Consider the following 22,816-nt stretch of genomic DNA (forward strand, 5'->3'; position numbering starts at 1 on the left):
CACACACTTCCCCTGAGACGCGTTGACGACTATCTTGGGCGAGCCTTGCAGATCCATCTATCCACTTTCAGCAGCACCAAAACGCACCAAAAGAGTGCGCAAGGTCACCCATGACAACGTTCAGTCCGTTACACGTCCAAGCGTTCAACACCGAAGATGTCGCCGAGCAAATCCGCGCCACGCCGGGTTGGGTGCAGCAGTACCAGCAGATGTCACCGGGGCATTTCGCCGGGCGGGTGCGCTATCTGGACCTGCAGGGCGTGGAAATCTACGAAGAGCAGATGAACACCCGTGTCGAGCAGAATTTCAGCGCGCCCGAAGGCTCGTTGGCGTTCTGTTTCGATCGCAGTGACAACGCGCTGTATGTGCTCAATGGCGAGAGCCGCAACATCTGGATCACCCCGGAGAACTACCAGGAAATCGCCGTGGTGTTCGGTCCGGAGTTCGTTCAACGTCATGGGCTGGATGTCGCCAGGCTGGAAGGGTTGTTCCTGGCGCCGCTGAATTCGGGGCAGAACGCATTGTTCAGTCGCTGGCTCAGCAGCACCTTGACCCAGCTCGCGCAGACACTCGACCCCCCGAGCAAGGAAGCCTTGACCCAGCAGTTGCTGGAAGACTGCCTGTACCTGCTCGACAACGCCTGCGTGTGCCTTGATCGTGGGGCGTTGCAACGTCGCACCGAGGAGCGTTCGGTGATGAAGCGCATCGGTGAATGGGCGGCGGATTCGCCTGAAGAAACGCTGAACCTGCTGGAGCTTTCGCAGATTGCCGGGGTGTCACTGCGTCAGGTGCAGCACGCGTTCAAGGCCTATACCGGCATGACCCCGACTCATTGGCTGCGCCTGCGCCGCCTCAACAGCGCACACCGCGAACTGCTCAGTCGCACGCCGATGGAAACCACCGTGGCCGAAGTGGCCATGAACTGGTCCTTCTGGCATCTGGGGCGGTTTTCCAGCAGTTATCGCGCGTTGTTCAAAGAGCTCCCGAGCGAAACCTTGAAGCGTGCCTCGCAGAGGCGAATTCCAGAGTAAAGCTCCCTGTGGCGAGGGAGTTTACTCCCGCTCGGCTGCGCAGCAGTCGCACTCGCAGACGATTCGGTGTGACTGAAGCATTCAGGGGGCTGCTTCGCACCCCAGCGGGAGTAAACTCCCTCGCCACAGGTGGTCGACGCTCAACTTAGTGATCACACCGCCGCCGGCTTGGCCAGTTCAATGCCTGCCGCTCCCAAGCGTTTCAAAACCTCGAACAGCAAATCACTTTTGGTCGTACCGACAATGCGCGGACTGCTGACGTAGCCAGTGATGGTCAGGGTGATGCCTTCCGGGCTCAGTTTGCTGAAGCGCACGGTCGGCGCCGGTTTGTCGAGGATGCTTTCGTTTTCGCAATAGGTGTCGTACAGCAGGTTCCTGACTTGTTCGGGGTCGATGTCCAGCGGGAAGGTCAGCTCCAGCGACGCCACCCCTTGAGCGCTGCCACCCAGGGTGACGTTGCGCAGGTTTTGCGAGATCAATTGCGAGTTGGGGACGATGACGATGGAGCGATCGCTGAGTTGTATTTCGGTGGCCCGTACGTTGATACGCCGGATATCGCCTTCCACGCCACTGATGCTGATCAGGTCGCCGACTTTCACCGGGCGTTCAGTCAGCAGGATCAGGCCGGACACGAAGTTTTTGACGATTTCCTGCAAGCCAAAGCCGATACCCACGGACAAGGCGCTGACGATCCACGCCAGGTTCGTCCACTGGATGCCCAATGACGACAACGTCAGCAAGATCACCAGGGCGTAGCCGATGTTGGCGAACAGTGTGCTGAGCGACGCACACATGCCGGGATCCATGTCGGTTTTCGGCAGGAATTCGTTATCCAGCCAGCGGCGCAGGGATCGAATCAGGTAGACACCCACTAACAGCGCCAACACGGCATTGAGCAGGTGGCCGGGGATGATGTTGAGTTTGCGCAGGCCATCGCCACCGAGGATGGCGACGGCCTGGTCAAACAACTGCCCAAGGGTGGTGCCAACGCCGCCGACAATCATGCAGATCAGGGCGAGCAACAGCAGCGCGGCGCGCCCGACGCCAGACAAGACGATTGAAACCTGTTCCAGGCGTGTATCGCCGATCCCGAGCAATTGCTTAATGGCTTTGCCGCTGGGGCTCCTGGCTGAAAACAAGTACTCGCAACTGTCCTTGAACAATTGGATGAGCAGGTAAAACCCGGACAGGATGATGAATCCCCACACCAGTTCATACGTGATGAACCTCGCCAGTGAAACGTAGCCGATCAGCAGCGCAATCAACGAGATGAATATGGCGATGCTGACGACGGTATAGATCAGGCCGGCCAGCGTGGTGCTTGCTTCTGAAGGTTCACCGGTCGCGGCCAATGCTCGGCGGGCTTTGCTGGCCTGATGGAACAACGCTACAAAGACCAGCGTAACGGCCAGTGAAATCACACCACGTCCCTGTAATACCGCCGCGTTGCTCATGCCGGTGACATAGATGACTTGCGAAAGACCGACCAGCAGTAAAAGCACACAGGCCAGGAGGCGGGGATAGCGTTTGAGCGTCAGTGCCACGGAATCGGCCATCACGGGCAGGCGCCACGACGGGTGCTCTGTCGACAGCAATGCCCGGCTCAAACCGGTCACCAGAACGCAGGTGTAAATCAGTTTTTCGAACTCGTCAGCGAAGTTCTGCACGATGGGGGTTAGCGGCAGTTGCCGGTTCAGCGCGTAGAACAGCAGTTGCATCGCGCAGGCGGTGGTCAGCACCGTGGCCACCACCGAGGCGAAGGCGAGCGAACTTCGACGCAGACGCCCCTCAGGCATTCGGTGAATGCAGATCCACGTCAGTGCGCGATCGGCCACTCTACGGCCCCAGATCCAGACGACCAGCGCCAGCAGAATGATCGCAGCAGCCAACAGGCGTTCGCCCGGTTGCCAGGCAAGCGCCAGGGAGATTCGGACATCGCGGATAAAGTCCTGCAGTCGCTGGCGATCTTCAGGCGTCAGATTAAACAGAGGCGACCAGAAACGAGGTGACAAGATGCTGGCGTTGCGCTGGGTGACTTCGCTTTCCAGAAGGCTGCGTCGAATACCGGCGATCTGAGCAATGAGCCCGGCGGCGCTGTCCCTGAGCGCTGTCAGTGTTTTGAGTGTGGCATCGACCTTTCTCTTCTGTTCGGACAGAACGGCCCGTTGGGTGGCGATATCCGAAAGGTCTCCACCGATCTCGACGGATGATATCGGGCCCAGTACGTCCAGTTGGGCCTGCAACTGTTTCTGTTCGGGCAGCAACGCGGACTCGAGGGTATCCACGTCACTGATATACCGCTGAACCGTATCCTGCAGACCGACCATCTGGCTCAGGTTATTGGCCAGCGATATCTGTTGTTTGATGCGATCCAGCCTTAGCTGCAGGCCTGACAGATCGCTTTCGGAAACCGCATGCGACGACGTCCCGGCAGACCCGGCAATCGACACTGGCGCCTCAGCGGCTCCCAGCGCTGCACCGCTGGACGCCAGCAGCGTGAGTGCGGTCAAGATCATCCACTTCAGTGCATGACGCATAGGCGAGTTCGGCTCTGTTGTTGAGTCTCAGCCTATGAGGTTAGGCCATCACGCAGAAAAGCGAGCGGTGTCATTCATCGCTCTGCACGCGGTCGCCCGGGGGGTGACCTAAACTGGTTTTGGCTCATTCAGTCAACGAGGTGTGCAACATGAACAGTTTGTCGTCCCTTGGCTTATGCCTGGCGGTATCGGTGTGCGTTGCCCCGGCATGGGCCCAATCGGTAGTGCCTCTTAAAGGACAGACCTCACAGCAAATCCAGCTGGACACCACCGACTGCCAGAACGTGGCCGCCAGCCAGAGTGCCGCCGCTGCGCCATCGCCTTCCGGCGGAAGATTGAAAGGTGCTGCCGTGGGCGCTGCGGCGGGTGCGGCAGGGGCCCAGGTTCGCGGGAACCGCCATGACGAGGTGTATGACCGTGTCGACGATGACACCAAGCAGGATTATCGCCAGAACCAGGCCAAAGGCACCGCTGCAGCCGGTGCGGTGGTTGGCGGCTCACGGCAGCGTCAGGATCGCCGGGAACAGGAAAAAACCAGCGCCGCCAACAGTTCAGCCGCCTACGTGGGTTGCTTGCAAGGCCGGGGCTATCAGGTTAATCCCTGAGCGGGTGCCTTGCGCTGCTCCAGTAGGTGAACCATCAGCACCGCGTACAGCGTCACGACGATGAACAAGCTCATGCGGACAGCGAACGCCGTATAGACGTCTTTGCCCGCAGCACTGTCCTGCACTGACTGGCCGAGCAGGATGATCAGCGTGATCAGCGTGTTGACCCAGAAGCCCGGACTGAAACGCGTCCGGCTCAGGGCGTATAACTTGCGCGCCAACACCAGGCCGAAGAGCAGCATCCACAGAAAGAACATCCACACATGCACGAACAGACTCAGGGCGCACCAGAACAGCACCGCAAGCAATCCACCGAGCAAGGTGGAGCCGACGAGTTCGCGGCCGGCATGGCGGGCATTCGTGGTGGAGCTTTGCTGTCCCAAGCCAACCGCCTTGAGGATGATCGGCAGGTAGCTGGCCGGATCGATCAGTGCCAGCAGGAATGTCGGCAAGACGATCAGGGTTGCCCGTAGCGCCACCCTTGCAGACTCTTCAGGGGAGGGAACGGGGGCAACCGGTGGCGAAGGAAGATTCGCCGGCTCGGGAAACAACGCGTGACTCACCGCGACCACTGCGATGGCGAGAAGCAGCCCTTTGACCAGCGCACCGATGACCGTCGCCGCCATATCGAACTCGGCGACGCCCGCCGCGGAAATCATCGTCAAACCGATCACCAGAAACGTCACAATCAGGACGTTGCCACCCTGCAAGCCAAACCGGAACGCCAGGAACAGGCAGGTACCCACTATCAATACACCGGGGAACGGGTAGTAACGCAGAACCGGGATCAACACCAGCCCGACGCCAGTCGTGAGCATCGCTACCAGTGCCAACACCAATCCCGCCTTCAACGTCAGCGCCCGGTTGAGCGCCGTTAACAACAGCACCGCCAATACCGGCGAAATAAACGGAATCGGCAGTCCCGCCGCGAAGCTGATTGCCAGGCACAACGCCGTGCCGGTAGCCAGGCGCAACGCGCGCTGATCCCGAACGGTGCGCTCAATAGGCATACGACATCCAGCTCATCGACCACAGAAACAGGCGGCCCAGCGGGTTCAGCGGATTACCCTGGGAGGGGAAGGCCATGATTTCTGCCTGCCCACCGGCACGGATGGCGCGGCTGTCGCGCAGCACTTTTCGAGCGTCCTCGGAAAATTCGACAATCACCGGAAAACGCTGCGCCGGTCGCAACCAGTCGCGGCTGTTCTGCACGGTGGGCAAGGTGCCGGGCGCCGCTGTTTGGCCGACGCTGACGCCGGAGCCGACACTGCGCACCCGACCCTCGAAGACCTCGCCCGGCAAGGCATCCAGCACGATCGAAACCGGCGTATCGGGTTTGAGCAGGCCGAGGTTGTTCTCGGTCATGTCCGCGCTGATCCACACGTCGTGGATGGCGATCAGGGTCATCACTGGCGCGCCGGCCGCCGCGAACTGCCCGACGTCGGTGCGCAAATCGGTGACCAGTCCATTGGAGCGTGCGCGAATTTGCGTGTTGGCCTGGTCGAGCTCGGCCTTGGCCAGCGCTGTGGCGGCGCTGCGCAGCAAGGCGTTGTCTTGTTCATTGCCACCTTCCTGTTCGCGCGCCCGTTGAACTTCGGCCCGTGCGGCGGCCACCTGGCTGACGGCTTTTTCACGATCGGCCCTTGAGACCTCGAGCAGGCGTACCGAGATGGTGCCAGGGTCATCGCGATACAAGCCTTCAAGACGCTGATTCTCCTGACGAGCCTTGAGCTCATTGGCCTGGGCGGCACGCAGGTTGGCTTGCGCGGCGGCAATCCCGGCGGTGCTGGCGCCGACTTGGCGGCGGGTCGATTCAAGGTCCGCACGGGCGCGGTCGGCAGCGATCTGATAGGGCTGCGGGTCGACTTCGAACAGCACATCACCGGCCTTGACGTCCTGATTGTTGCGCACGTTGACCCGAATCACCCGGCCCGCCACTTCGGAAGCCACCGGAATCACAAAGGCGCCCACGCGTGCTTGTTGGGTATAGGGCGTGAAGCGATCCGCCAACAGGTACCAGGCGAGGCTCAGGATGATCAGCAGCAGGACCCACTTGATGCCTTTTTTTGCCGGATCGGCAGGCGGTTTGGCAATCTCGGGGGAGGGCGCGGGCGCTTCACTCATGGTCGTTCACCTTTTCCGGTTGCGCAGGCGCGGGCTCATCGAGCAAGTCGCCCCAGTCCGTGCGTTGTTCCATCTGTTGACGGGTGGCGTCGTCGACCCTTGGGAGAGCGCTGTACCAGCCACCGCCCAGGGCCTTGTAGAGGGCAATCACGTTGCTCACGGCATTGCTGCGGCTGACCAGGTAATTGTCCTGTTGTTCGAGCAATGCACGTTGCGCATCCAGCACGCGCTGGAAGTCGGAATACCCTTCGCGGTATTGCGAGCTGGCCAGCACCAGTGACCGCTTGGCAGCGGTTTCTGCCTGGCTCAGGATCTGTTCGCGTTCCAGGGATTTGATCAGGCCGACGGCAGCATCATCAGCCTCTCGGGCGGCCTGACGGACCTTGTCGCGGTAAGCCTCGATCAGTTCCTGCAATCGCGCATCCTGGAGCCGTACGTTGTTGCTGATCTGGCCATGGTCGAACAGGTTCCAGCGCAGGCTGGGCCCCCCCACCAGGTCCAGGCTTCGCGACGTCCCGCTCAAGGTGTCAGCCGACCAGACGATACTGCCGAGCAAGGTCAGCGAAGGGTAGAAGTCAGTTTCAGCCACGCCGATCAGGGCTGACTGCGCGGCCACATTAAGCTCGGCTGCACGTACATCGGGCCGGCGCAGCAACAGGCTGGCCGGGACATCCTGGAGCACCGCACGGTCGACCAGGGGGATCAGGCCTTCATGGTTCGCCAGTGGCGGCAGCGCGCCGGGAGGACGCCCGATCAGGACGGCCAGGGCATTGCGGGTTCGCGCGAGCTGGTCTTCGAAACCGGGAATGGTGCTCAGCGTGCCAAGGTACTGGGACTTGGCTTGTTGCAGGTCGAGTTCGGCGTTCTGCCCGCTCTTGAACAGTTTTTCAGTGATTTCAAAATTGCGCTTTTGCTGGCTCGCGTTGGCTTGGGCGACGCGCAGACGGGCTTCGGTGGTACGCAGCGAATAGTAGGTGTCGGCCACTTGTGCCCGCAGCAATACGAGCACGTCTTCATAGTTGGCTTGTGCGGCGAAGTAGCTGGCGTCGGAAGATTCGATGGCACGACTGAAGCGCCCCCAAAAATCCAGTTCCCAACCGACATCGAAGCCGGCGCTGTGCTGCCAGAAATGGTTGTCCTGCGGATTATTGCCACCCGATTGCCGGCGATTGACGTATAGGCTGTCGGCGCTGGCCTGCTGCAGTTGCGGATAGCGCCCGCTCTGGGCAATGCCCAACTGGGCGCGGGCTTGCATCACCCGCAATCCGGCGATTTTCAGGTCTGAGTTGTGCGCATCGGATTCGGCAATCAACTGGTCGAGCAGCGGATCATTGAACACGTGCCACCACTGACGGATATCCGGGTTCGGTCCCCGCTGGCTGGATTGCTCGATAGCCGCAGAGCTCCAGTGATCGACCCACGGCTCAGCCGGCGACTGGAAATTGGGGCCCAACTGCACGCAGCCACCCAGCGCTAAAACACCGACCCACAGGACATGTTCCGGACGAATCAGCAGGGGGCTTTTTGCTTGCATCGAATGTTTTCCAGCGGCCGGATTCCAAGGGAGCATAGACGTCCATTCGCGCCTCGTCCGGTGTTACCCAATCGGCTCCGCTTTACAGCTCATTTGCCCGGCTCCCGGCTTTTGGAATAGCACGTCATCGGCGCTTTGCCAGAAACTGTAAAAACCCGTGCCGTCCTTGCCGCTGTATCGAATCCCCGAGCCACCGGGTTCCTGGCTCAGGGTCATCGAGGTGTTCGCCCAACGGAGGTAGACAACGCCGGGATCGGCATTGAAGAAAGTGGCGGAGATCAGCGCATTCAACCCGGCACATTTGAACGCGAAGGGGCCCTCGGTGAGCCTGTCGGGGTCGCGGGTTCTGACAATGGCCGAGCCCTGGCGCAACTGGTAGGCGCGTTCGGCATAACGACCCACGGTGCAGGCTTTGGGATTCGCCTCGCTCGCACACTGATTGCGTGCCAGGGTCCAGAATTGCTGATCGGTGATGACCTTTTCGGGAGGCGGAACCGAACGCTCGTCCGTCAGCGCCAGGCGATACAGACGATTCAATTCCAGGTCCATCCGCGCCAGCTGAGCATCGCGGCAGATCAACTTTTCAACCGGCGCTGTTGCTGTGGCGCAATCGAAACTGGTCTTGAACATCGGCGCAGAAGTCGCCGCACTCGAACCGGTGACCATCGCCGCACAGATGACGAAATAACCTGTGCACTTGCCCGTGAGCATTTTCATGATCGATCCAGGTTGATTGGAAATCAGTACCACCAGGGTGAGCCACGTATTCCAGCCGTCCCTCATCGAGGTTGCTCTTTGCATGACAGAAAGGTTGCTGGCGCAGAATTGTATAGTAGCCACAGATGTGAAAAGCCAACGTGCAGGTGCTGGACGGCTTGCAGAATGGCCACCACTTTAGTCGTCTGTTTAAGCTGATAACACCAACGACGGTGAGTCTTATTCTATTTAATGGCTACGACCGTTAATATTAAGCGCACGTGTTCAGTCTGGTAATGCGTGGTATGGTTAGCCTTAAGATAGATAACGCTCATCGTGGTGTGCTTTATGAAAGAATTTTTTCCGGTGTCCTGCGCCGATACGCTCAGCAAAATAGGCCTATTGGTCAAATCGAGACGTCTGGCATTGGGCCTGCGCCAAGCTGACTTCAAGGCGAGCCTGGGCATTTCCGAACACACGCTGCGCAAAATCGAGAACGGATCGGCGCTGGTCGACCTGCGATCGTTCATGCTCGTCCTGTGGCGCCTGGGCATCAACGAGACCGTATTCCACTCGCTGGAAGGCATCGAAACCACTTCGCAGGTCGCCCGTTACGTGACGGATGAGGACGCCTACCAGAGCATCGCCTCCAAGCGCGTGCGGTTGCCGAAACCCAAAGCGGAGGACTTCTGATGTCCCGTGCCTACATCTACATGGAGCACCCGGACACCGCAGAGATGCTGACCCTTGGCAGGCTGACGCTGCAGGGGAAGTCTGGCGAATTCATTTATGCCCCTGACTATGTAGAGCGAGGTGGCTGGGTCCCGGATCCGGTCAACTATCCGTTGCGCGCCGAAGCCTACAAGGGCATCACCAAGAACCGCGGCATACCCGGGTTTATCAACGATGCCATGCCGGACGGATGGGGCGAGCGCTTGCTCCAGCGCGCGTTCGGTCAAGTGCTGGCGCCGATCGAGTTTCTGCTCAAGTCCCCCAACAACGACCGCGTCGGCAATCTGCTGGCCGGGACAGCGACGGTTCCCGCACCCGGTCTGGGCGACGGTCCGGTACCCACGCTGAAAGGGTTGGCGAAATTCATTGAAGCGTGCGAAGCGGTGTATGACGGCCAACTGGACGATCAATCGGTCGCGATGCTCAACATCCGCCACCAGCGTTCTGCGCTGGGCGGTGCGCGACCCAAGCGCACGTTGCAGGATAACGGGATGTTGATTCTGGCCAAGCCGCGAGACCGGTTCGATCAGTACGATTTCCCCTCGATCGAATACGCCTGCATGACGTTTGCCGCCTCGAAGGGAATGAACGTCGCCAAGACTGCGCTGCACGCCGAAACGCCCTCGACCCTATTGATCGAGCGTTTCGACCGTACACCGTTGGCCGATGGCGCCAGGCGCATCCCGATGCTCAGTGCGCTCACCTTGCTCGATTCGGAGTGGAACGAGCAGTACCACCGCGACTGGCGTTATGCGGCAGTGGCCGATGAAATGCGCCGGCGCGGTGTCCCGGATGTCGATCTGCACGAGCTGTTCAAACGCATGTGCTACAACGCCTTGGTGGGTAACAGCGACGACCATCCGCGTAACCACTCGATCATCTGGCTTGCCGGACAATGGCGGCTCTCGCCGATGTACGACGTGTTGCCGATTGTCGATGAGGGGCCTGCGCAGACCCTTTCGATGGCCGTTGGCCGCGACGGTAATCAGATCAGTCGCGCCAACCTGCTCAGCCATCACACACACTTTGCGCTGACCCGCGACCACGCGGAACAGGTGCTGGACGAGGTCATCGGCTGGGAAGAGGAGCTGCAAGACTATTACTCGCGGTGGGTGCGCGGCGAGGAGCTGGAGAGGGTTCGGGATACGGTGAGCGCAGCGCGAATGCGGTAACTTGCTCCCCCCGAGTCAGCCGTCATTGATCATTGAGGGGGAAGGGCGCACGCGGTCTTCCCCGTGCGCTCTCGATAAATGGCCTCGATTCAGTACGGGCTTACTCCAGGCGCTCAATGTCGACGGAGTCACCCGATTTCATATCCAACTGAGAACGCACGTCTTCGAACATTTCGTCGTAGGGCTTGTGGATCGAAGCAATGCTGCTTTTGTCCTTCGGAATACCGTACTTCTCCGCAATTTTCGTGACGTTGCTGGCGAAGTTGTAGGCCTGATCCTTGGGCAGAAAAAACGTCTCAGTCATTTCCTTGCCCTGAATGGTACCGTGCATAGTGAACTGCATGCCCTTGCCGTCCTTGGGATCCGTTGCGAGTTCATAGTCGATGCACAGGTTGTAACTGACATCCTCCTTGTTCAGCGCGTGTCGCTCGATGTGCAAGTGACCTTGCTCAAACGTTGCCATGGACGTCTCTCCTTATAAGTAGGTAATGCCCGGTGTCGCCGTGCTTATACGCGTGCCGGCTGTGCCCTGGACGATCGCTTCAATGTCCGACAGTGAGCCGATCACCGCGACTTTTCCAGTATGGCGCGCGAATTCGCAGGCTGCCTGCACTTTCGGTCCCATGGAGCCGGCAGCGAAGCCGAGTTTCTCTATGTCGTCCGGGTGCGCCTGGGCGATGCTTTTCTGCGTCGGTTTGCCGAAGTCGATAAATGCAGCGCTGACGTCAGTGGCGATCACCAGCAGATCGGCATCAAGCTGCTCGGCCAGCAGCGCCGAACACAGGTCTTTATCGATCACCGCTTCGACGCCTTCCAGTTTGCCGGGTGAGGTGTACATCGTCGGAATGCCGCCACCCCCGGCGCAGATCACGATGCTGCTTTTTTCCAGCAGCCATTTGATCGGGCGGATTTCGAAGATGCGTTTGGGTTTGGGACTGGCGACCACTCGCCGGTATTTATCGCCGTCAGGGGCAATGGCCCAGCCTTTCTCGGCAGCGAGTTTTTCCGCCTCGTCCTTGGTGTAGACCGGGCCGATGGGTTTGGTGGGGTTCTTGAAAGCCGGGTCGTTGGCGTCCACTTCGACCTGGGTCAGCAACGTGGCAAACGGCACTTCGAAATCCAGCAGGTTGCCCAGTTCCTGCTCGATGATGTAGCCGATCATGCCTTCGGTTTCAGCGCCGAGCACGTCCAGCGGGTAAGGCGACACCGAGGTGTAGGCGGCTGCCTGCAATGACAGCAGGCCGACTTGGGGGCCGTTGCCGTGGGCAATGACCAGTTGATTGCCGGGATGGATCTTGGCGATCTGCTCGGTGGCGATCCGGATGTTGGCGCGCTGGTTGTCAGCGGTCATGGGCTCGCCCCGACGGAGCAGGGCGTTACCGCCCAGGGCAACGACGATAAGCATGGTGAATGTCCTTCTAGAAGAGAAAGCGGGCCTGTGGGAGCTGGCTTGCCAGCGATGGCATCAGCGCGGTGTCTCTGAAACACCGAGGTGCGGCCATCGCTGGCAAGCCAGCTCCCACAAGGAGCCGAGCCGGCCGTTAGAGATCCGCGAGGGTCGACACCAGAATCGCCTTGATCGTGTGCATGCGATTCTCCGCTTGCTCGAAGGCGATGCAGGCCGGGGACTCGAACACGTCGTCGGTGACTTCGATGCCGTTGCTCAGGTGCGGATACTGCTCGGCAATCTGTTTGCCAACCTTGGTGTCGCAGTTGTGGAAGGCCGGCAGGCAGTGCATGAATTTCGTGCGCGGGTTGCCGGTGGCTTTCATCAGTTCGGCGTTGACTTGATACGGCAGCAATTGCTGGATGCGCTCGGCCCAGGCTTCGACCGGTTCGCCCATCGACACCCAAACGTCGGTGTGGATGAAATCGACGTCCTTGACTGCCGCTTTCGGGTCTTCGGTGAGGGTGATACGCGCACCGCTTTCTTCACCGTATTGTTTGCAGCGAGCCACCAGATCGTCTGCCGGCCACAGCGCTTTCGGCGCGCAGATCCGCACGTCCATGCCCAGTTTGGCGCCGATCAGCAGCAACGAGTTACCCATGTTGTTGCGGGCATCGCCCAGGTAGGCGTAGCTGATCTCGTGGATCGGTTTGTCGGCGTGTTCGCGCATGGTCAGCACATCGGCGATCATCTGCGTCGGGTGGTATTCATCGGTCAGGCCGTTGAACACGGGCACGCCGGCAAACTTGGCCAGTTCCTCGACAATCTCCTGTTTGAAACCACGGTACTCGATAGCGTCGTACATGCGTCCGAGCACCCGGGCGGTATCCTTCATGCTTTCCTTGTGGCCGATTTGCGAGGAGTTCGGATCGATGTAGGTGACGTTGGCGCCCTGGTCATAGGCGGCAACTTCGAAGGCGCAACGGGTGCGGGTCGAGGTCTTTTCAAAGATCAGCGCGATGTTGTTGCCCTTGAGATGCTGCTGCTCGGTCCCGGTGTACTTGGCACGCTTGAGGTCGCGGGACAGGTCGAGCAGGTAGCGCAATTCTCTGGGCGTGTGGTGTTCCAGGCTCAGCAGGTTGCGGTTGTGAATGTTGAAAGCCATTTTGGATCTCCTCGAGTTGGGTAATCCCCTTGGCGACGCCCGACAAGCTCGCACCAAGGTTTATCAGGTTAGTAGTCGATCGGGTCGCGGATAATCGGGCAGGTCATGCAATGGCCGCCGCCACGTCCGCGTCCGAGTTCTCCGGCGCTGATGGTGATGACTTCCACACCGGCCTTGCGCAGCAGGGTGTTGGTGTAGGTATTGCGGTCGTAGCCAATGACCACGCCCGGCTCCACGGCAACCACGTTATTGCCGTCGTCCCATTGCTCGCGTTCGGCGGCAAAGCTGTTGCCGCCGGTTTCAACCACGCGCAGGGACTTGAGATTCAGCGCGGCGGCGACGGTGTCGAGAAAGCTGGCTTCTTCCAGATGAATATCGATGCCGCCGGGTTTGCCCTCGTCGGGGCGCAGGGTAAAGGCGACAATCTGGTTCACCACTTCGGGGAAGATGGTCACTACATCGCGGTCGCAGAAACTGAATACGGTATCCAGGTGCATCGCGGCGCGGGACTTTGGCAAGCCAGCGACGATCACTTTTTCAACGGCTTTGTGCTTGAACAGGTTCACCGCCAGTTGGCCGATGGCCTGACGGGACGTGCGTTCGCCCATGCCGATAAGCACCACGCCGTTACCGATCGGCATCACATCACCGCCCTCGAGGGTGGAGTTGCCGTGCTCCTGGTCCGGATCGCCGTACCAGATCTGGAAGTCGGCCTTAGTGAATTCGGGGTGGAACTTGTAGATGGCCGTGGTCAGAAGGGTTTCCTGGCGGCGTGCCGGCCAGTACATCGGGTTCAATGTCACTCCACCGTAGATCCAGCAGGTGGTATCGCGGGTGAACTGAGTGTTGGGCAGGGGCGGCAGTATGAAGCTGGAGCGGCCGAGGAACTCGCGGAACATCTCGATGGTTTTGCCGCCGAACGTGGTCGGCAGGTCATCCGCCGACACACCGCCGATCAGGAACTCGGCGGTCTTGCGCGGCTCCAGGCTGCGCAACCAGGAGCCCACTTCATTGATCAGACCCACGCCCACCGAGTTGGCGGTAATCTTGCGCTGCAGAATCCAGTCGAGGGCTTCGGGGATGGCAACGGTGTCGGTCAGCAGGTTGTGCATTTCCAGCACATCGATATTGCGTTCGCGCATTTTGGTGACGAAATCAAAGTGATCACGCTTGGCCTGCGCCACCCACAGCACATCATCGAACAGCAATTCGTCGCAGTTGTTAGGGGTCAACCGCTGGTGCGCAAGGCCAGGGGAACACACCATAACTTTTCTCAGTTTTCCCGCTTCAGAATGGACGCCGTATTTCGTTTTTTCCGCGGTCATTTCCGTGATCCTCCGGATAACAAAAAAACACCTGTCGTGGTCAATGCTCAGCCAGATTTCATTGCTGTTCTAAAGACTTTTATGTTGCCGGTTGGCAAAACGTCATTGCAGTGCAGTGCCGTACTCACCCATGGGTTAAAGCAAAATTCAAGCGTAGCCGACGAAGCTTAGTCGCTGGTTTGTTTTTTGTGCTTTGTAAGTCACCAGTACTTTCAACATGCCGCTCGACGGCGTATTACAGGCATAAACGCTATTTCTGAGTTGTCGCACTAGAGTGGATGGTTATAAAAGAAAAGTAATTACGTTGATCGGACAAGCAGGTTTTGACTTTATGCATTAACTTAATTAAGTCGCGTAATGGTCACGCTCGGTAGTTGCGCTGGGCAGGGAGGAACAGCAATGCCACAACCGGTGCAAAAACTGCGACTTAGTGCATTGATTGCCTTGGTAGTGGGGTCGATGATCGGCGGTGGGATATTTTCCTTGCCACAGAACATGGCAGAGCGCGCTGAAGTGGGGGCTGTGATCATCGGCTGGGCGATCACGGCGGTGGGCATGCTGACGCTGGCTTTCGTTTTCCAGACCCTGGCCAATCGCAAACCGGAACTGAATGCCGGAGTGTATGCCTACGCCAAGGCAGGGTTCGGCGACTACATGGGTTTCTCGTCCGCCTGGGGTTACTGGATGAGTGCCTGGCTGGGCAATGTCGGCTATTTCATTCTGCTGTTCAGCACCCTGGGTTTTCTATTTCCCGTCTTTGGCCAGGGCAACACACCCACGGCCATCGCCAGCGCATCGGTGCTGTTGTGGACCGTGCATTTTCTGGTGATGCGCGGGATCAAAGAGGCGGCGTTCATCAACCTGGTGACCACCGTGGCCAAGATTGTGCCGCTGATCATGTTCGTCGTGATTGCCGCCGTAGCTTTCAAGGCCGATATCTTTACCCGTGACATCTGGGGGCGGAGCAACCCGAGTTTTGGCAGCGTGATGGATCAGGTGCGCCACATGATGCTGGTCACGGTGTTCGTGTTTATCGGCATCGAAGGCGCCAGCGTCTATTCGGCCCGGGCGGAAAAACGGGAGGACGTGGGCCGGGCGACAGTCATTGGTTTTCTCGGGGTGTTGGCGTTGTTGGTGCTGGTCAACCTGCTGTCGCTCGGGATCATGGCCCAGCCGGAACTGGCCACCTTGCAGAACCCGTCGCTGGCTGCGGTCCTGGAACATATTGTTGGTCCGTGGGGGGCGGTGCTGATCAGCGTTGGCCTGGTGATTTCACTGTTGGGCGCCTTGTTGTCGTGGGCATTGCTGTGTGCCGAAATCCTCTTTTCCACGGCGAAAGACAAGACCATGCCGGCGTTCCTGACCAAGGAAAATGCCAACCACGTGCCGGTCAACGCGTTGTGGATGACCAACGTGATGATTCAACTATTCCTGCTGATCACGCTGATTTCCGCCGGCACCTATACCAAGCTGATCTACCTGGCTTCATCAATGATTCTAGTGCCGTACCTGTGGTCGGCGGCTTATGCCGTGTTGTTGAGCAGCCGAGGTGAAACCTACGAAAACGCACCGGCAGAACGAATCAAGGACTTGTTGATCGCTGGCATCGCCTTGGGGTATGCGGTGTGGTTGCTGTACGCCGGCGGGTTGAAGTATTTGCTGCTCTCGGCGTTGCTTTATGCACCGGGGGTGATTCTGTTTGCCTTGGCCAGACATGAGCAAAAACAGCCGTTGTTCACCCCGATCGAGAAGGCAGTATTTACCCTCGTGATCATCGGTGCCGGGGTGGCGGCCTATGGTCTTTACAGTCGTCTACTGACGCTGTGACGGGGCGCTTACACGCCATTTTTGGTGCGGCGTTGTTGTCTGCAAGCCTGGTCTACACTCTGTCGACTGACACATCGCAAGGGAGGCAACCATGCTCGATTACTTTGCTCTCGGCATTTTGATATTCGTGGGGCTTGTGTTGTTCTACGGGATCATCGTGCTGCATGACATCCCTTACGATATTGCTAAACACCGTAATCATCCTCATCAGGACGCGATCCATGCCACAGGCTGGGTCAGTCTGTTTACCTTGCACGCCTTGTGGCCATTTCTGTGGATCTGGGCGATGGCGTATCGCGAGGATCGGGGCTGGGGTTTCGGTGACGGGAAGTCACCACAAAGCCACGTCGTGCATCTGGAGCAACAGGTCGCCGAACTGCAACAACGCGTTGAGCAACTGGAGTCGTCAGCAGGAAGGTCGCGGGTCATTCCCACGCCGGACAATCTTGGCGGGGGGATTTGAACCATGGATCTACTGCTCATCCTGACCTACGCCGCCTTTTGCGTCGCGCTGTTCAAGATTTTCCGAATACCGCTGAACAAATGGACGGTTCCCACGGCCGTACTGGGCGGGATCATTATGATCGGCGCGTTGATCTTCACGATGAACTACAACCATCCGTACTCTGAAGTTGCGCGCTCTTATTTTGTCTCTGTGCCAGTGATTCCCGTGATCAGTGGCCAGGTGATCGATGTTCCGGTTCAGACCAACCAGCCACTGGAGAAGGGCGATGTACTGTTTCGCATCGATCCCACACCCTTTGAGGCCCGGTTGAAATCCGTCAAGGCTCAACTGGTCGCGGCGAAAGGCGATCGTTTTCGAATCACTGAGTTGATGAAGCGCAATTTCGGTACCCAGCGCGAGCTCGATACGGCCATCGCCAGAACCGATGATTTGCAGGCGCAATTGGACAATGCGCAGTTCGAACTCGACAACACCACCGTTCGCGCGCCGAGCAAAGGCTTCGTGACGCATGTTTCCCTGCGTCCCGGCATGATGGCAAGCAGGCTGCCCTTGCGCCCCTCGATGGTATTCATTCCGGAGGAGGGGCAGTACTTCGCGGCGTGGATGCGGCAAAACAGCTTGCTGCGACTGTCACCCGGCGATGAAGCCGAAGTTGCCTTCGACGGCATTCCCGGCAAGGTGTTCCAGGGCCGGGTCAAGAGCGTCATCTCCGTCATTGCGGAGGGGCAGGTGCAGCCTTCGGGCACGCTGATCAGCTTTACCGGCTCGCCACCCCCGGGCCGGGTGCCGGTCATCATCGAAATAACAGATCCCGAATTTACCCCCTACCGCAGCCTGATGCCGGGTGGCGCCTATGGGCAGGCGGCACTCTATAGCCAACACTTCCACCACATCGCAATGATGCGCAAGATCCTGCTGCGCATGTCGGCCTGGATGAACTACATCTTCCCGTTTCATTGATGTCCGTGCGTGATCTTTCAGGCGGCAAGGAGCATGGCGAAGTAACCGAAGACGGTGAGCAGGATGCCCGACACGGCGAACGCCACCGGGAACCCCACCCACGGCACACTGCTGCCAATCTCTGCAGCCGCCTCGCTGCAAGGGCCGGAGTGGCTGCGAGCACCCGCCATGCCGCCCATCAAGACGGCCGGATTGATCTTCATCAGGTGATAGCCGACGACCCACACCGCAAAGGGTGGCAGCAGGCAGACGACGAAACCCACGGCGAAGATCTGTACGGCGAGGGTGCCCGTGAGCTGGCTCAACAGGGTTGCGCCGGCATTGACCCCGACGATGGCGACGAACACCAGCAGGCCCATGTCTTCGAGGATGTTCCGTGCCGCGTTGGGCGTGTTGCCGAAAAAACGCAAGCGTGAGGACAGCGATGAAACGATGATCCCTGACACCATCAGGCCGCCGGCGTTACCCAGGCCTACGGCAGCGCCAAAGGCCGGGAACTGGATAAGGCCGATCAACAGGCCCAGGGTCATGCCGACGAACAAGGTCAACAAGTCGGTCACGGTGCTGGGGCGGGCGATGACGCCGAACAGTTTGCCAGCCTGCCGCACGGCGCTGGTCAGGCCGGTGACAAATAACACATCGCGACGCTGCAATTGGGTTTCCGGGCCGATCGGCAGAGGGACGCCCCCGCGCTCGAGGCGAGTCAGTTGCAGCTGGCCGGCGAGGCTTTCTCCTCGGAATTCCACAAGCTTCCTGCCGATGACCGCTTTCTCGGTGACCAGAATCTCCGCCTGATCCAGTTGCACGCCTAATGCCTTGGGGTCATGGACTTCCGGGCCGATGACCCCGATGTTGGCAGTGAGGTCCTTGTGCGAGCCGCCCAGGGCGATGACGTCGCCAAGTTGCAACTCAATCAGTGGATCGGCCCCGATGGATTCATCTGCACGGCACACATTGACAACGCGGTACTCAGGGAAGCGAGCGCGAAACTCGTTGATGGTCAGGCCGGCTGTTGCGGGATTCTCCAGGCGGTAGGCGCGCAACCCGAAAGCGACATATCCGGTCAGGCCCATGTCGTCGACTTGAAGAATTCCGTGTTCGGCTTCATAGCGACGCGCCGCTGCCTTGGCATCGACGCCCCACCAGCGAGGCATGTATTTGCACATCAGCACGATGCCGATCGTGCCCCACAAATAGGTGATGCCGTAGCACAGGGTAATCATCGCCGAGACGTCCGCAGCCGTAGTGCCAGGCGGGAGCTGGATGGCGCCCGAGGCCACCGCCTGCTCAGCCGAGCCGATGGCCGAGGACATGGTGGTGGCCCCCGCAAGAATGCCGCCGGCGGCGCCGATCGGTAACTGGAACAGCTTCGTACCGGCCACGACCACCAGCAGGCTCAGCACACTGCAGATGACTGCCAGCAGAGTGAACTTCAGCCCGTCGCCCCTGAGGCTATTGAGGAACGAGGGACCTACCCGCAGGCCAACGCCGTACATGAACAGGTAGTAGAAAAGGTTCATGGTGAACGTGTCGATCTTGAAGGTGACGCCATACAGGGAACCTGCAATGGCCACCGCGCATCCGACCAGGATGGCGCCGGCAACCATGCCTAATCCATAGCCCTTGATTGTGATGCGCCCGATCAGCACCGCCAGGCTGACCACCCCGAACAACAGCATGTAAGGGTTGGCATTCAGAAACGTGAAGAGTGCTTGCACGTATCGATCTCCTTGGGCGGTCCTTCAATGGATCGCTGTGCAGTTGGGTCGGGAGTTGGGTGAGCAGCGCCAGTTCCTCAATATGGAACTGGCGAGTGGCGAGGGGATTGTGCTCGCTGGAAGCTCTTCTTAAGTGAAGCATTACACCCGGAGGCGGCCCGCCGGGTGCAGCAGCTAAGGCAAGGCGTAGGCGCTGAAGAGTTTTTTCGCCGAATCGCTGATACCTCCCAGGAACTTGTCGTAAGCCTGTTCGATCTCGCCCGAGCGATACATTTCACTCAATACCGTATCGACCAGCAGGCGGAAGTCTTCATCGCCGCGCTCGACCATCATCGACGCCGGCGCGTACTCATAGATACGGCCCAGCACCACCAGCTCGCCGTTGGGGTAGTCCCTCGCGATACGGCTTTTCAGCAGTATGCGATCGGCGAAGAACGCATCGGCTTTTCCGTCGGCGACCAGCTTGATCCCGTCGTCGTTATTCTTCACCGTGACCAAGGTGGCGATCACGCCGAGTAAACGCATCTGCTGGCGTACCCACTGCTCCGTGACGCCACCTTCGGCGGTGGCGTAGGTTTGCCTGGCCAGGCCGTTGTTGATTGTCGCTCGCCAGGTTGGGCCGTCATTCGCCACCTCGCCGTTGAGTACCTTGATCAAGGCTTCGGGTGAGTGTTTGTGGACCACGGCAGAGAGTCCCGCCGTGTAGACCGGTATCGAGTAGCTCACTGATTTGCGTCGCTCCAGCGTAGCGGCCGTCGGCGTACAGAGGATGTCGATTCTGCCGGAGCTGACGGCGCTCACCTCTTCGGCAATCTTTATCGCCTCGAGGCGCACCTGCAACGACGGCAGTCCCAGTTCGGTCTTGACCTGGTCAGCGATTTTCAGGCACAGATCCATGGCGTAACCATTGGCCTTGTCACCAACGCGGGTGCTGAACGGAGCGAAGTCCGGTAGGTAGCCCAACGTCAGGGTGTTGCTGGCGCGCACACGCTCCAGGGTATCGGCACCGGCTATCACCGGCAGCATCGAGAGCACGCAAGCGAGCAGCATGCTCAACGGTTTGGTCGATAACAGGTTCATAGGCTGTTCCCCCTATTCAGGTCAGCTACCGGTTCGTTGACAAATCGCTTGGCGAGGAAGCCATAGAGCAAGTAGCCGAAGGCCAGGACCAGCGTGCCGCCCATCACCGCATCCTTGCCGCAGGCGTACAAGGCATACAACGAGTAGGCCACCGCAATCAGCAACACCACCAGGTTGCGCGTGTACACCGCAGACCCGACGTTGGCTTTGTGCATGATCACCAGCAGGCCGGTGAGCGCTGTTATGTACGGAATCAAGTTGGTCACTGCCGCCAGACTGACCAGTTTGCTGAACTGCGCAGCGGCATCGGGGGAGATGGTCGACAGGGCCATCAGGGTCTGCAGCACGCCGCAGGCAATCATGCCGACGACAGGCGCGTTCATGGAATTAACCTTGCTGAACAGTTTGAGAAACAGGTTCTGGTCGGCCGTCATCTTGGCGGTTTGCGCCAGCGTAAATTGCCAACCCAACAGCGAACCCACACAGGCCATCACCGCCAGCGCCATGATGATGTTGCCCACCATCGGGTTGAAAATTTTTGCGTAGACCAGCGCGAACGGCGCCGAGGAATTGGCCAGCTCGGCGTTAGGAATGATGCCCTGGATGACGGTGGTCGAAAGGACGTAAACCACCGCTGCGCCGAGCGTCCCGAACAGACAAGCCAACGGCACATTGCGCTTGGGATTCTCCACCGCATCGGTGGCTTGAGCGGCCGACTCCATGCCCAGGAAGGCCCAGAGGGTCAGCGGGATGGCTTTGGAGATGGCTTCGGAAATGGGCAGGCTATTGGGGTTCCAGGCGGCCACCAGTACATCGGGCTTGAACCAGAACCAGCCAATGATGCTCAAGCCGGCCACCGGTATGATCACGCCCCAGACCGTGAAAGCCCCGATCTTGCCGGTGATGCCGGGTCCCCCGAAGTTGGCGACGATGGTCAGCCAGATCAACCCGACCGTGCCGACGAACAGGGGAATGGCACCGCTGCTTAGCCAGGGAAAAAAAGCGGACATATAACCGACCGCGGAAATGGCCACCGCCACGTTGGCGATCGCCAGCGACAGAAAATACAGGTACGAACACAGGAAAAAGCCTGATTTGGAGTGGGCTTCTTCGGTGTACGCGGACAAACCGCCAGATCGCGGACAGAACACGCCGCACTGAGCGAAGCAATACGCAATGGCCATCGAACCAATTGCAGTAAAGACCCACGACAACAGTGAAACGGCACCCAGTTGAGCCATGTTGGTGGGCAACATGATAATGCCAGACCCCATCATGTTGACCGTGACCAACGTCGTGAGCCCCATCAGGCTCATTTTCTTGCTTGAATCAGCCATCGCACACTCCTTGCTCGGATGAACAGCCGGTGACGCTGGGGCCTGCGGGTTACTGCGCCGCGAGGGGAAGGGTTGAAACTTGTTGGTTGAGACTTGGTTCGTCACGCTCTCAACATGGAGTGGCAAGTAACCCGCCCACCGAGCTCGACAGTCAATCCGTGACACTTCACCGACAGGTGAGGAAGATGCCAGGGTCGTACTTGTGCGGGTTCAGCAACAGAAGAGGGCAGTCGTTTTTCCTCGGGCTGAACTGTTCGTCGTTCAGCGTCGTCGTCGAAGAAATCTTGGGGTGTACTCGCGAAAGAATTGGCGAGAAACCGGGAAGGTGATCAGAACCGTATCGTAAGCAACGACTTTCAAAGCACTCATTGAAAAGGTCTCCCAGTCGGCAGTTACGCCGGGTCGTTTCAGGGTAGATGCCTGGCTGTTCACAACGATGAGTTTGAAACCGGAACATTTGACATATTGTGTATAGATCAAATCAGAAAATCTGATCCCCGAATTACGACGCCCTCACACCCAGACGCATGTTCAGCGGCCTTAAAAGTAACCGAAACCATGACACGCGTTCGTCGGCTTGATCACATGACAGTCACGAAACGGACTGTTCTTTCTCGCTAGATCGCTGATTAAACTAAAAAATGCGCAACGCGATGACGCCCTTGTTGAAGACGGTTGCTGTAGTTGAAATGGGAGTGAGGGGGCGTCAGACCGATTGTCGGATCGTCGTAGAAGCAGGCAGTTTTGATAGAGGAGGGTGGCCGCTCACAACATCAGAGGCCGTACGACACATGATGGAAACCCAGCCAAAAAAAGCTAGGGCGTAAAGCCCTAGCCGATAGCAGTTGTCACTTTTTCTTCTTCGCTGGCTTGTCTGCCTTCTCTGATTTCTTCGCCTTTTCTGGCTTGCTATCAGCTTTTTTTGCAGACTTCTTCGGTTCGGCATCTTTTTTCTTGTCTTTCTTTTCAGAAGACTTCGAAAGAGCCGAGGCCGCTGCTGATTTTTTTGCCGGTGATGCCTTCTTGTCTTTCATGTCCTTGCTGGCTTTAGAAGCTTCACCTTTGGTTTTCTTATCGTCTTTAGCCACGTTGACCACCTCTCGGAGTATGCCGTTGTTGG

At 58.9% G+C, this 22,816-nt stretch carries 20 protein-coding genes; 7 read left to right on the forward strand and 13 right to left on the reverse strand.

The window, feature by feature from the left end:
• The first annotated feature begins 110 nt into the window (after positions 1 to 110).
• Complete coding sequence (locus AC3ZVB_RS25945) at positions 111 to 1,031, forward strand: helix-turn-helix domain-containing protein (protein WP_490148112.1); 921 nt, start codon at positions 111 to 113, stop codon at positions 1,029 to 1,031.
• A 152-nt stretch (positions 1,032 to 1,183) separates the two neighbouring features.
• Here AC3ZVB_RS25945 and AC3ZVB_RS25950 read toward each other — a convergent pair whose 3' ends face one another.
• Positions 1,184 to 3,568, reverse strand: a complete 2,385-nt coding sequence (locus AC3ZVB_RS25950) for a DUF3772 domain-containing protein (RefSeq protein WP_490148113.1) — start codon at positions 3,566 to 3,568, stop codon at positions 1,184 to 1,186.
• A 149-nt stretch (positions 3,569 to 3,717) separates the two neighbouring features.
• On the opposite strand from AC3ZVB_RS25950, the gene AC3ZVB_RS25955 reads away from it, so the two are divergent.
• Complete coding sequence (locus AC3ZVB_RS25955) at positions 3,718 to 4,173, forward strand: hypothetical protein (RefSeq protein ID WP_490148114.1); 456 nt, start codon at positions 3,718 to 3,720, stop codon at positions 4,171 to 4,173.
• On the opposite strand, the gene AC3ZVB_RS25960 is transcribed toward AC3ZVB_RS25955, so the two are convergent.
• The 4 genes from AC3ZVB_RS25960 to AC3ZVB_RS25975 form a co-directional block, all read right to left on the reverse strand.
• Positions 4,158 to 5,183 (reverse strand): DUF2955 domain-containing protein, encoded by a 1,026-nt coding sequence (locus tag AC3ZVB_RS25960; RefSeq protein ID WP_490148115.1) that lies wholly within the window; start codon positions 5,181 to 5,183, stop codon positions 4,158 to 4,160. The genes AC3ZVB_RS25955 and AC3ZVB_RS25960 overlap by 16 nt on opposite strands.
• Entirely contained in the window at positions 5,173 to 6,297 is a 1,125-nt protein-coding gene (locus AC3ZVB_RS25965; RefSeq protein WP_490148116.1) for an HlyD family secretion protein, read from the reverse strand. Before AC3ZVB_RS25965 ends, AC3ZVB_RS25960 begins: the two co-directional genes overlap by 11 nt.
• Positions 6,290 to 7,831, reverse strand: coding sequence for an efflux transporter outer membrane subunit (locus tag AC3ZVB_RS25970; RefSeq protein WP_490148117.1), 1,542 nt, complete (start codon positions 7,829 to 7,831; stop codon positions 6,290 to 6,292). Before AC3ZVB_RS25970 ends, AC3ZVB_RS25965 begins: the two co-directional genes overlap by 8 nt.
• Positions 7,832 to 7,894: 63 nt before the next feature.
• On the reverse strand, positions 7,895 to 8,548 hold the full coding sequence (locus tag AC3ZVB_RS25975) for an MliC family protein (RefSeq protein ID WP_490148126.1): 654 nt from the start codon (positions 8,546 to 8,548) through the stop codon (positions 7,895 to 7,897).
• Between the two features lie 327 nt (positions 8,549 to 8,875).
• Between AC3ZVB_RS25975 and AC3ZVB_RS25980 the strand changes: the two genes are divergently transcribed.
• The gene (locus AC3ZVB_RS25980) at positions 8,876 to 9,220 is read left to right on the forward strand and encodes a helix-turn-helix domain-containing protein (RefSeq protein ID WP_490148118.1); all 345 of its coding nucleotides are present in this window, start codon (positions 8,876 to 8,878) and stop codon (positions 9,218 to 9,220) included.
• Positions 9,220 to 10,431, forward strand: coding sequence for a type II toxin-antitoxin system HipA family toxin (locus AC3ZVB_RS25985; protein WP_194692221.1), 1,212 nt, complete (start codon positions 9,220 to 9,222; stop codon positions 10,429 to 10,431). Before AC3ZVB_RS25980 ends, AC3ZVB_RS25985 begins: the two co-directional genes overlap by 1 nt.
• Before the next feature lie 100 nt (positions 10,432 to 10,531).
• Here the strand turns inward: AC3ZVB_RS25985 and AC3ZVB_RS25990 are convergent, their stop codons facing one another.
• From AC3ZVB_RS25990 to arcA, 4 genes are all read right to left on the reverse strand, one after another.
• Positions 10,532 to 10,894 carry a DUF5064 family protein gene (locus AC3ZVB_RS25990; protein WP_194692222.1) on the reverse strand — a complete coding sequence of 121 codons (363 nt, stop codon included), beginning with the start codon at positions 10,892 to 10,894 and terminating at the stop codon, positions 10,532 to 10,534.
• Between the two features lie 12 nt (positions 10,895 to 10,906).
• On the reverse strand, positions 10,907 to 11,836 hold the full coding sequence (arcC, locus tag AC3ZVB_RS25995) for a carbamate kinase (RefSeq protein ID WP_162438013.1): 930 nt from the start codon (positions 11,834 to 11,836) through the stop codon (positions 10,907 to 10,909).
• Positions 11,837 to 11,972: 136 nt separating this feature from the next.
• On the reverse strand, positions 11,973 to 12,983 hold the full coding sequence (locus tag AC3ZVB_RS26000) for an ornithine carbamoyltransferase (RefSeq protein WP_162438014.1): 1,011 nt from the start codon (positions 12,981 to 12,983) through the stop codon (positions 11,973 to 11,975).
• Between the two features lie 68 nt (positions 12,984 to 13,051).
• Positions 13,052 to 14,308, reverse strand: coding sequence for an arginine deiminase (gene arcA, locus AC3ZVB_RS26005; RefSeq protein WP_490148119.1), 1,257 nt, complete (start codon positions 14,306 to 14,308; stop codon positions 13,052 to 13,054).
• A gap of 399 nt (positions 14,309 to 14,707) precedes the next feature.
• Here arcA and arcD point away from each other — a divergent pair, with 399 nt between their 5' ends.
• From arcD to AC3ZVB_RS26020, 3 genes are all read left to right on the forward strand, one after another.
• Entirely contained in the window at positions 14,708 to 16,135 is a 1,428-nt protein-coding gene (arcD, locus tag AC3ZVB_RS26010; RefSeq protein WP_490148120.1) for an arginine-ornithine antiporter, read from the forward strand.
• Positions 16,136 to 16,226: 91 nt separating this feature from the next.
• Positions 16,227 to 16,598 (forward strand): DUF3302 domain-containing protein, encoded by a 372-nt coding sequence (locus tag AC3ZVB_RS26015; protein WP_162438017.1) that lies wholly within the window; start codon positions 16,227 to 16,229, stop codon positions 16,596 to 16,598.
• 3 nt (positions 16,599 to 16,601) lie between these two features.
• Positions 16,602 to 17,561, forward strand: a complete 960-nt coding sequence (locus AC3ZVB_RS26020) for an HlyD family secretion protein (RefSeq protein WP_194693819.1) — start codon at positions 16,602 to 16,604, stop codon at positions 17,559 to 17,561.
• A gap of 17 nt (positions 17,562 to 17,578) precedes the next feature.
• On the opposite strand, the gene AC3ZVB_RS26025 is transcribed toward AC3ZVB_RS26020, so the two are convergent.
• The 4 genes from AC3ZVB_RS26025 to AC3ZVB_RS26040 form a co-directional block, all read right to left on the reverse strand.
• Positions 17,579 to 19,279 (reverse strand): aspartate:alanine exchanger family transporter, encoded by a 1,701-nt coding sequence (locus AC3ZVB_RS26025; protein ID WP_490148121.1) that lies wholly within the window; start codon positions 19,277 to 19,279, stop codon positions 17,579 to 17,581.
• A 174-nt stretch (positions 19,280 to 19,453) separates the two neighbouring features.
• On the reverse strand, positions 19,454 to 20,359 hold the full coding sequence (locus tag AC3ZVB_RS26030; RefSeq protein WP_490148122.1) for an amino acid ABC transporter substrate-binding protein: 906 nt from the start codon (positions 20,357 to 20,359) through the stop codon (positions 19,454 to 19,456).
• A complete protein-coding gene (potE, locus tag AC3ZVB_RS26035; RefSeq protein WP_162438021.1) occupies positions 20,356 to 21,696 on the reverse strand; it encodes a putrescine-ornithine antiporter in 1,341 nt (446 codons plus the stop codon). Before potE ends, AC3ZVB_RS26030 begins: the two co-directional genes overlap by 4 nt.
• 848 nt (positions 21,697 to 22,544) lie before the next feature.
• Positions 22,545 to 22,793: a hypothetical protein gene (locus AC3ZVB_RS26040; protein ID WP_194693822.1), complete on the reverse strand. Its 249-nt coding sequence runs from the start codon at positions 22,791 to 22,793 to the stop codon at positions 22,545 to 22,547.
• Positions 22,794 to 22,816 lie beyond the last annotated feature (23 nt).

This window comes from Pseudomonas sp. MDV22-iso1 (assembly GCF_058145095.1).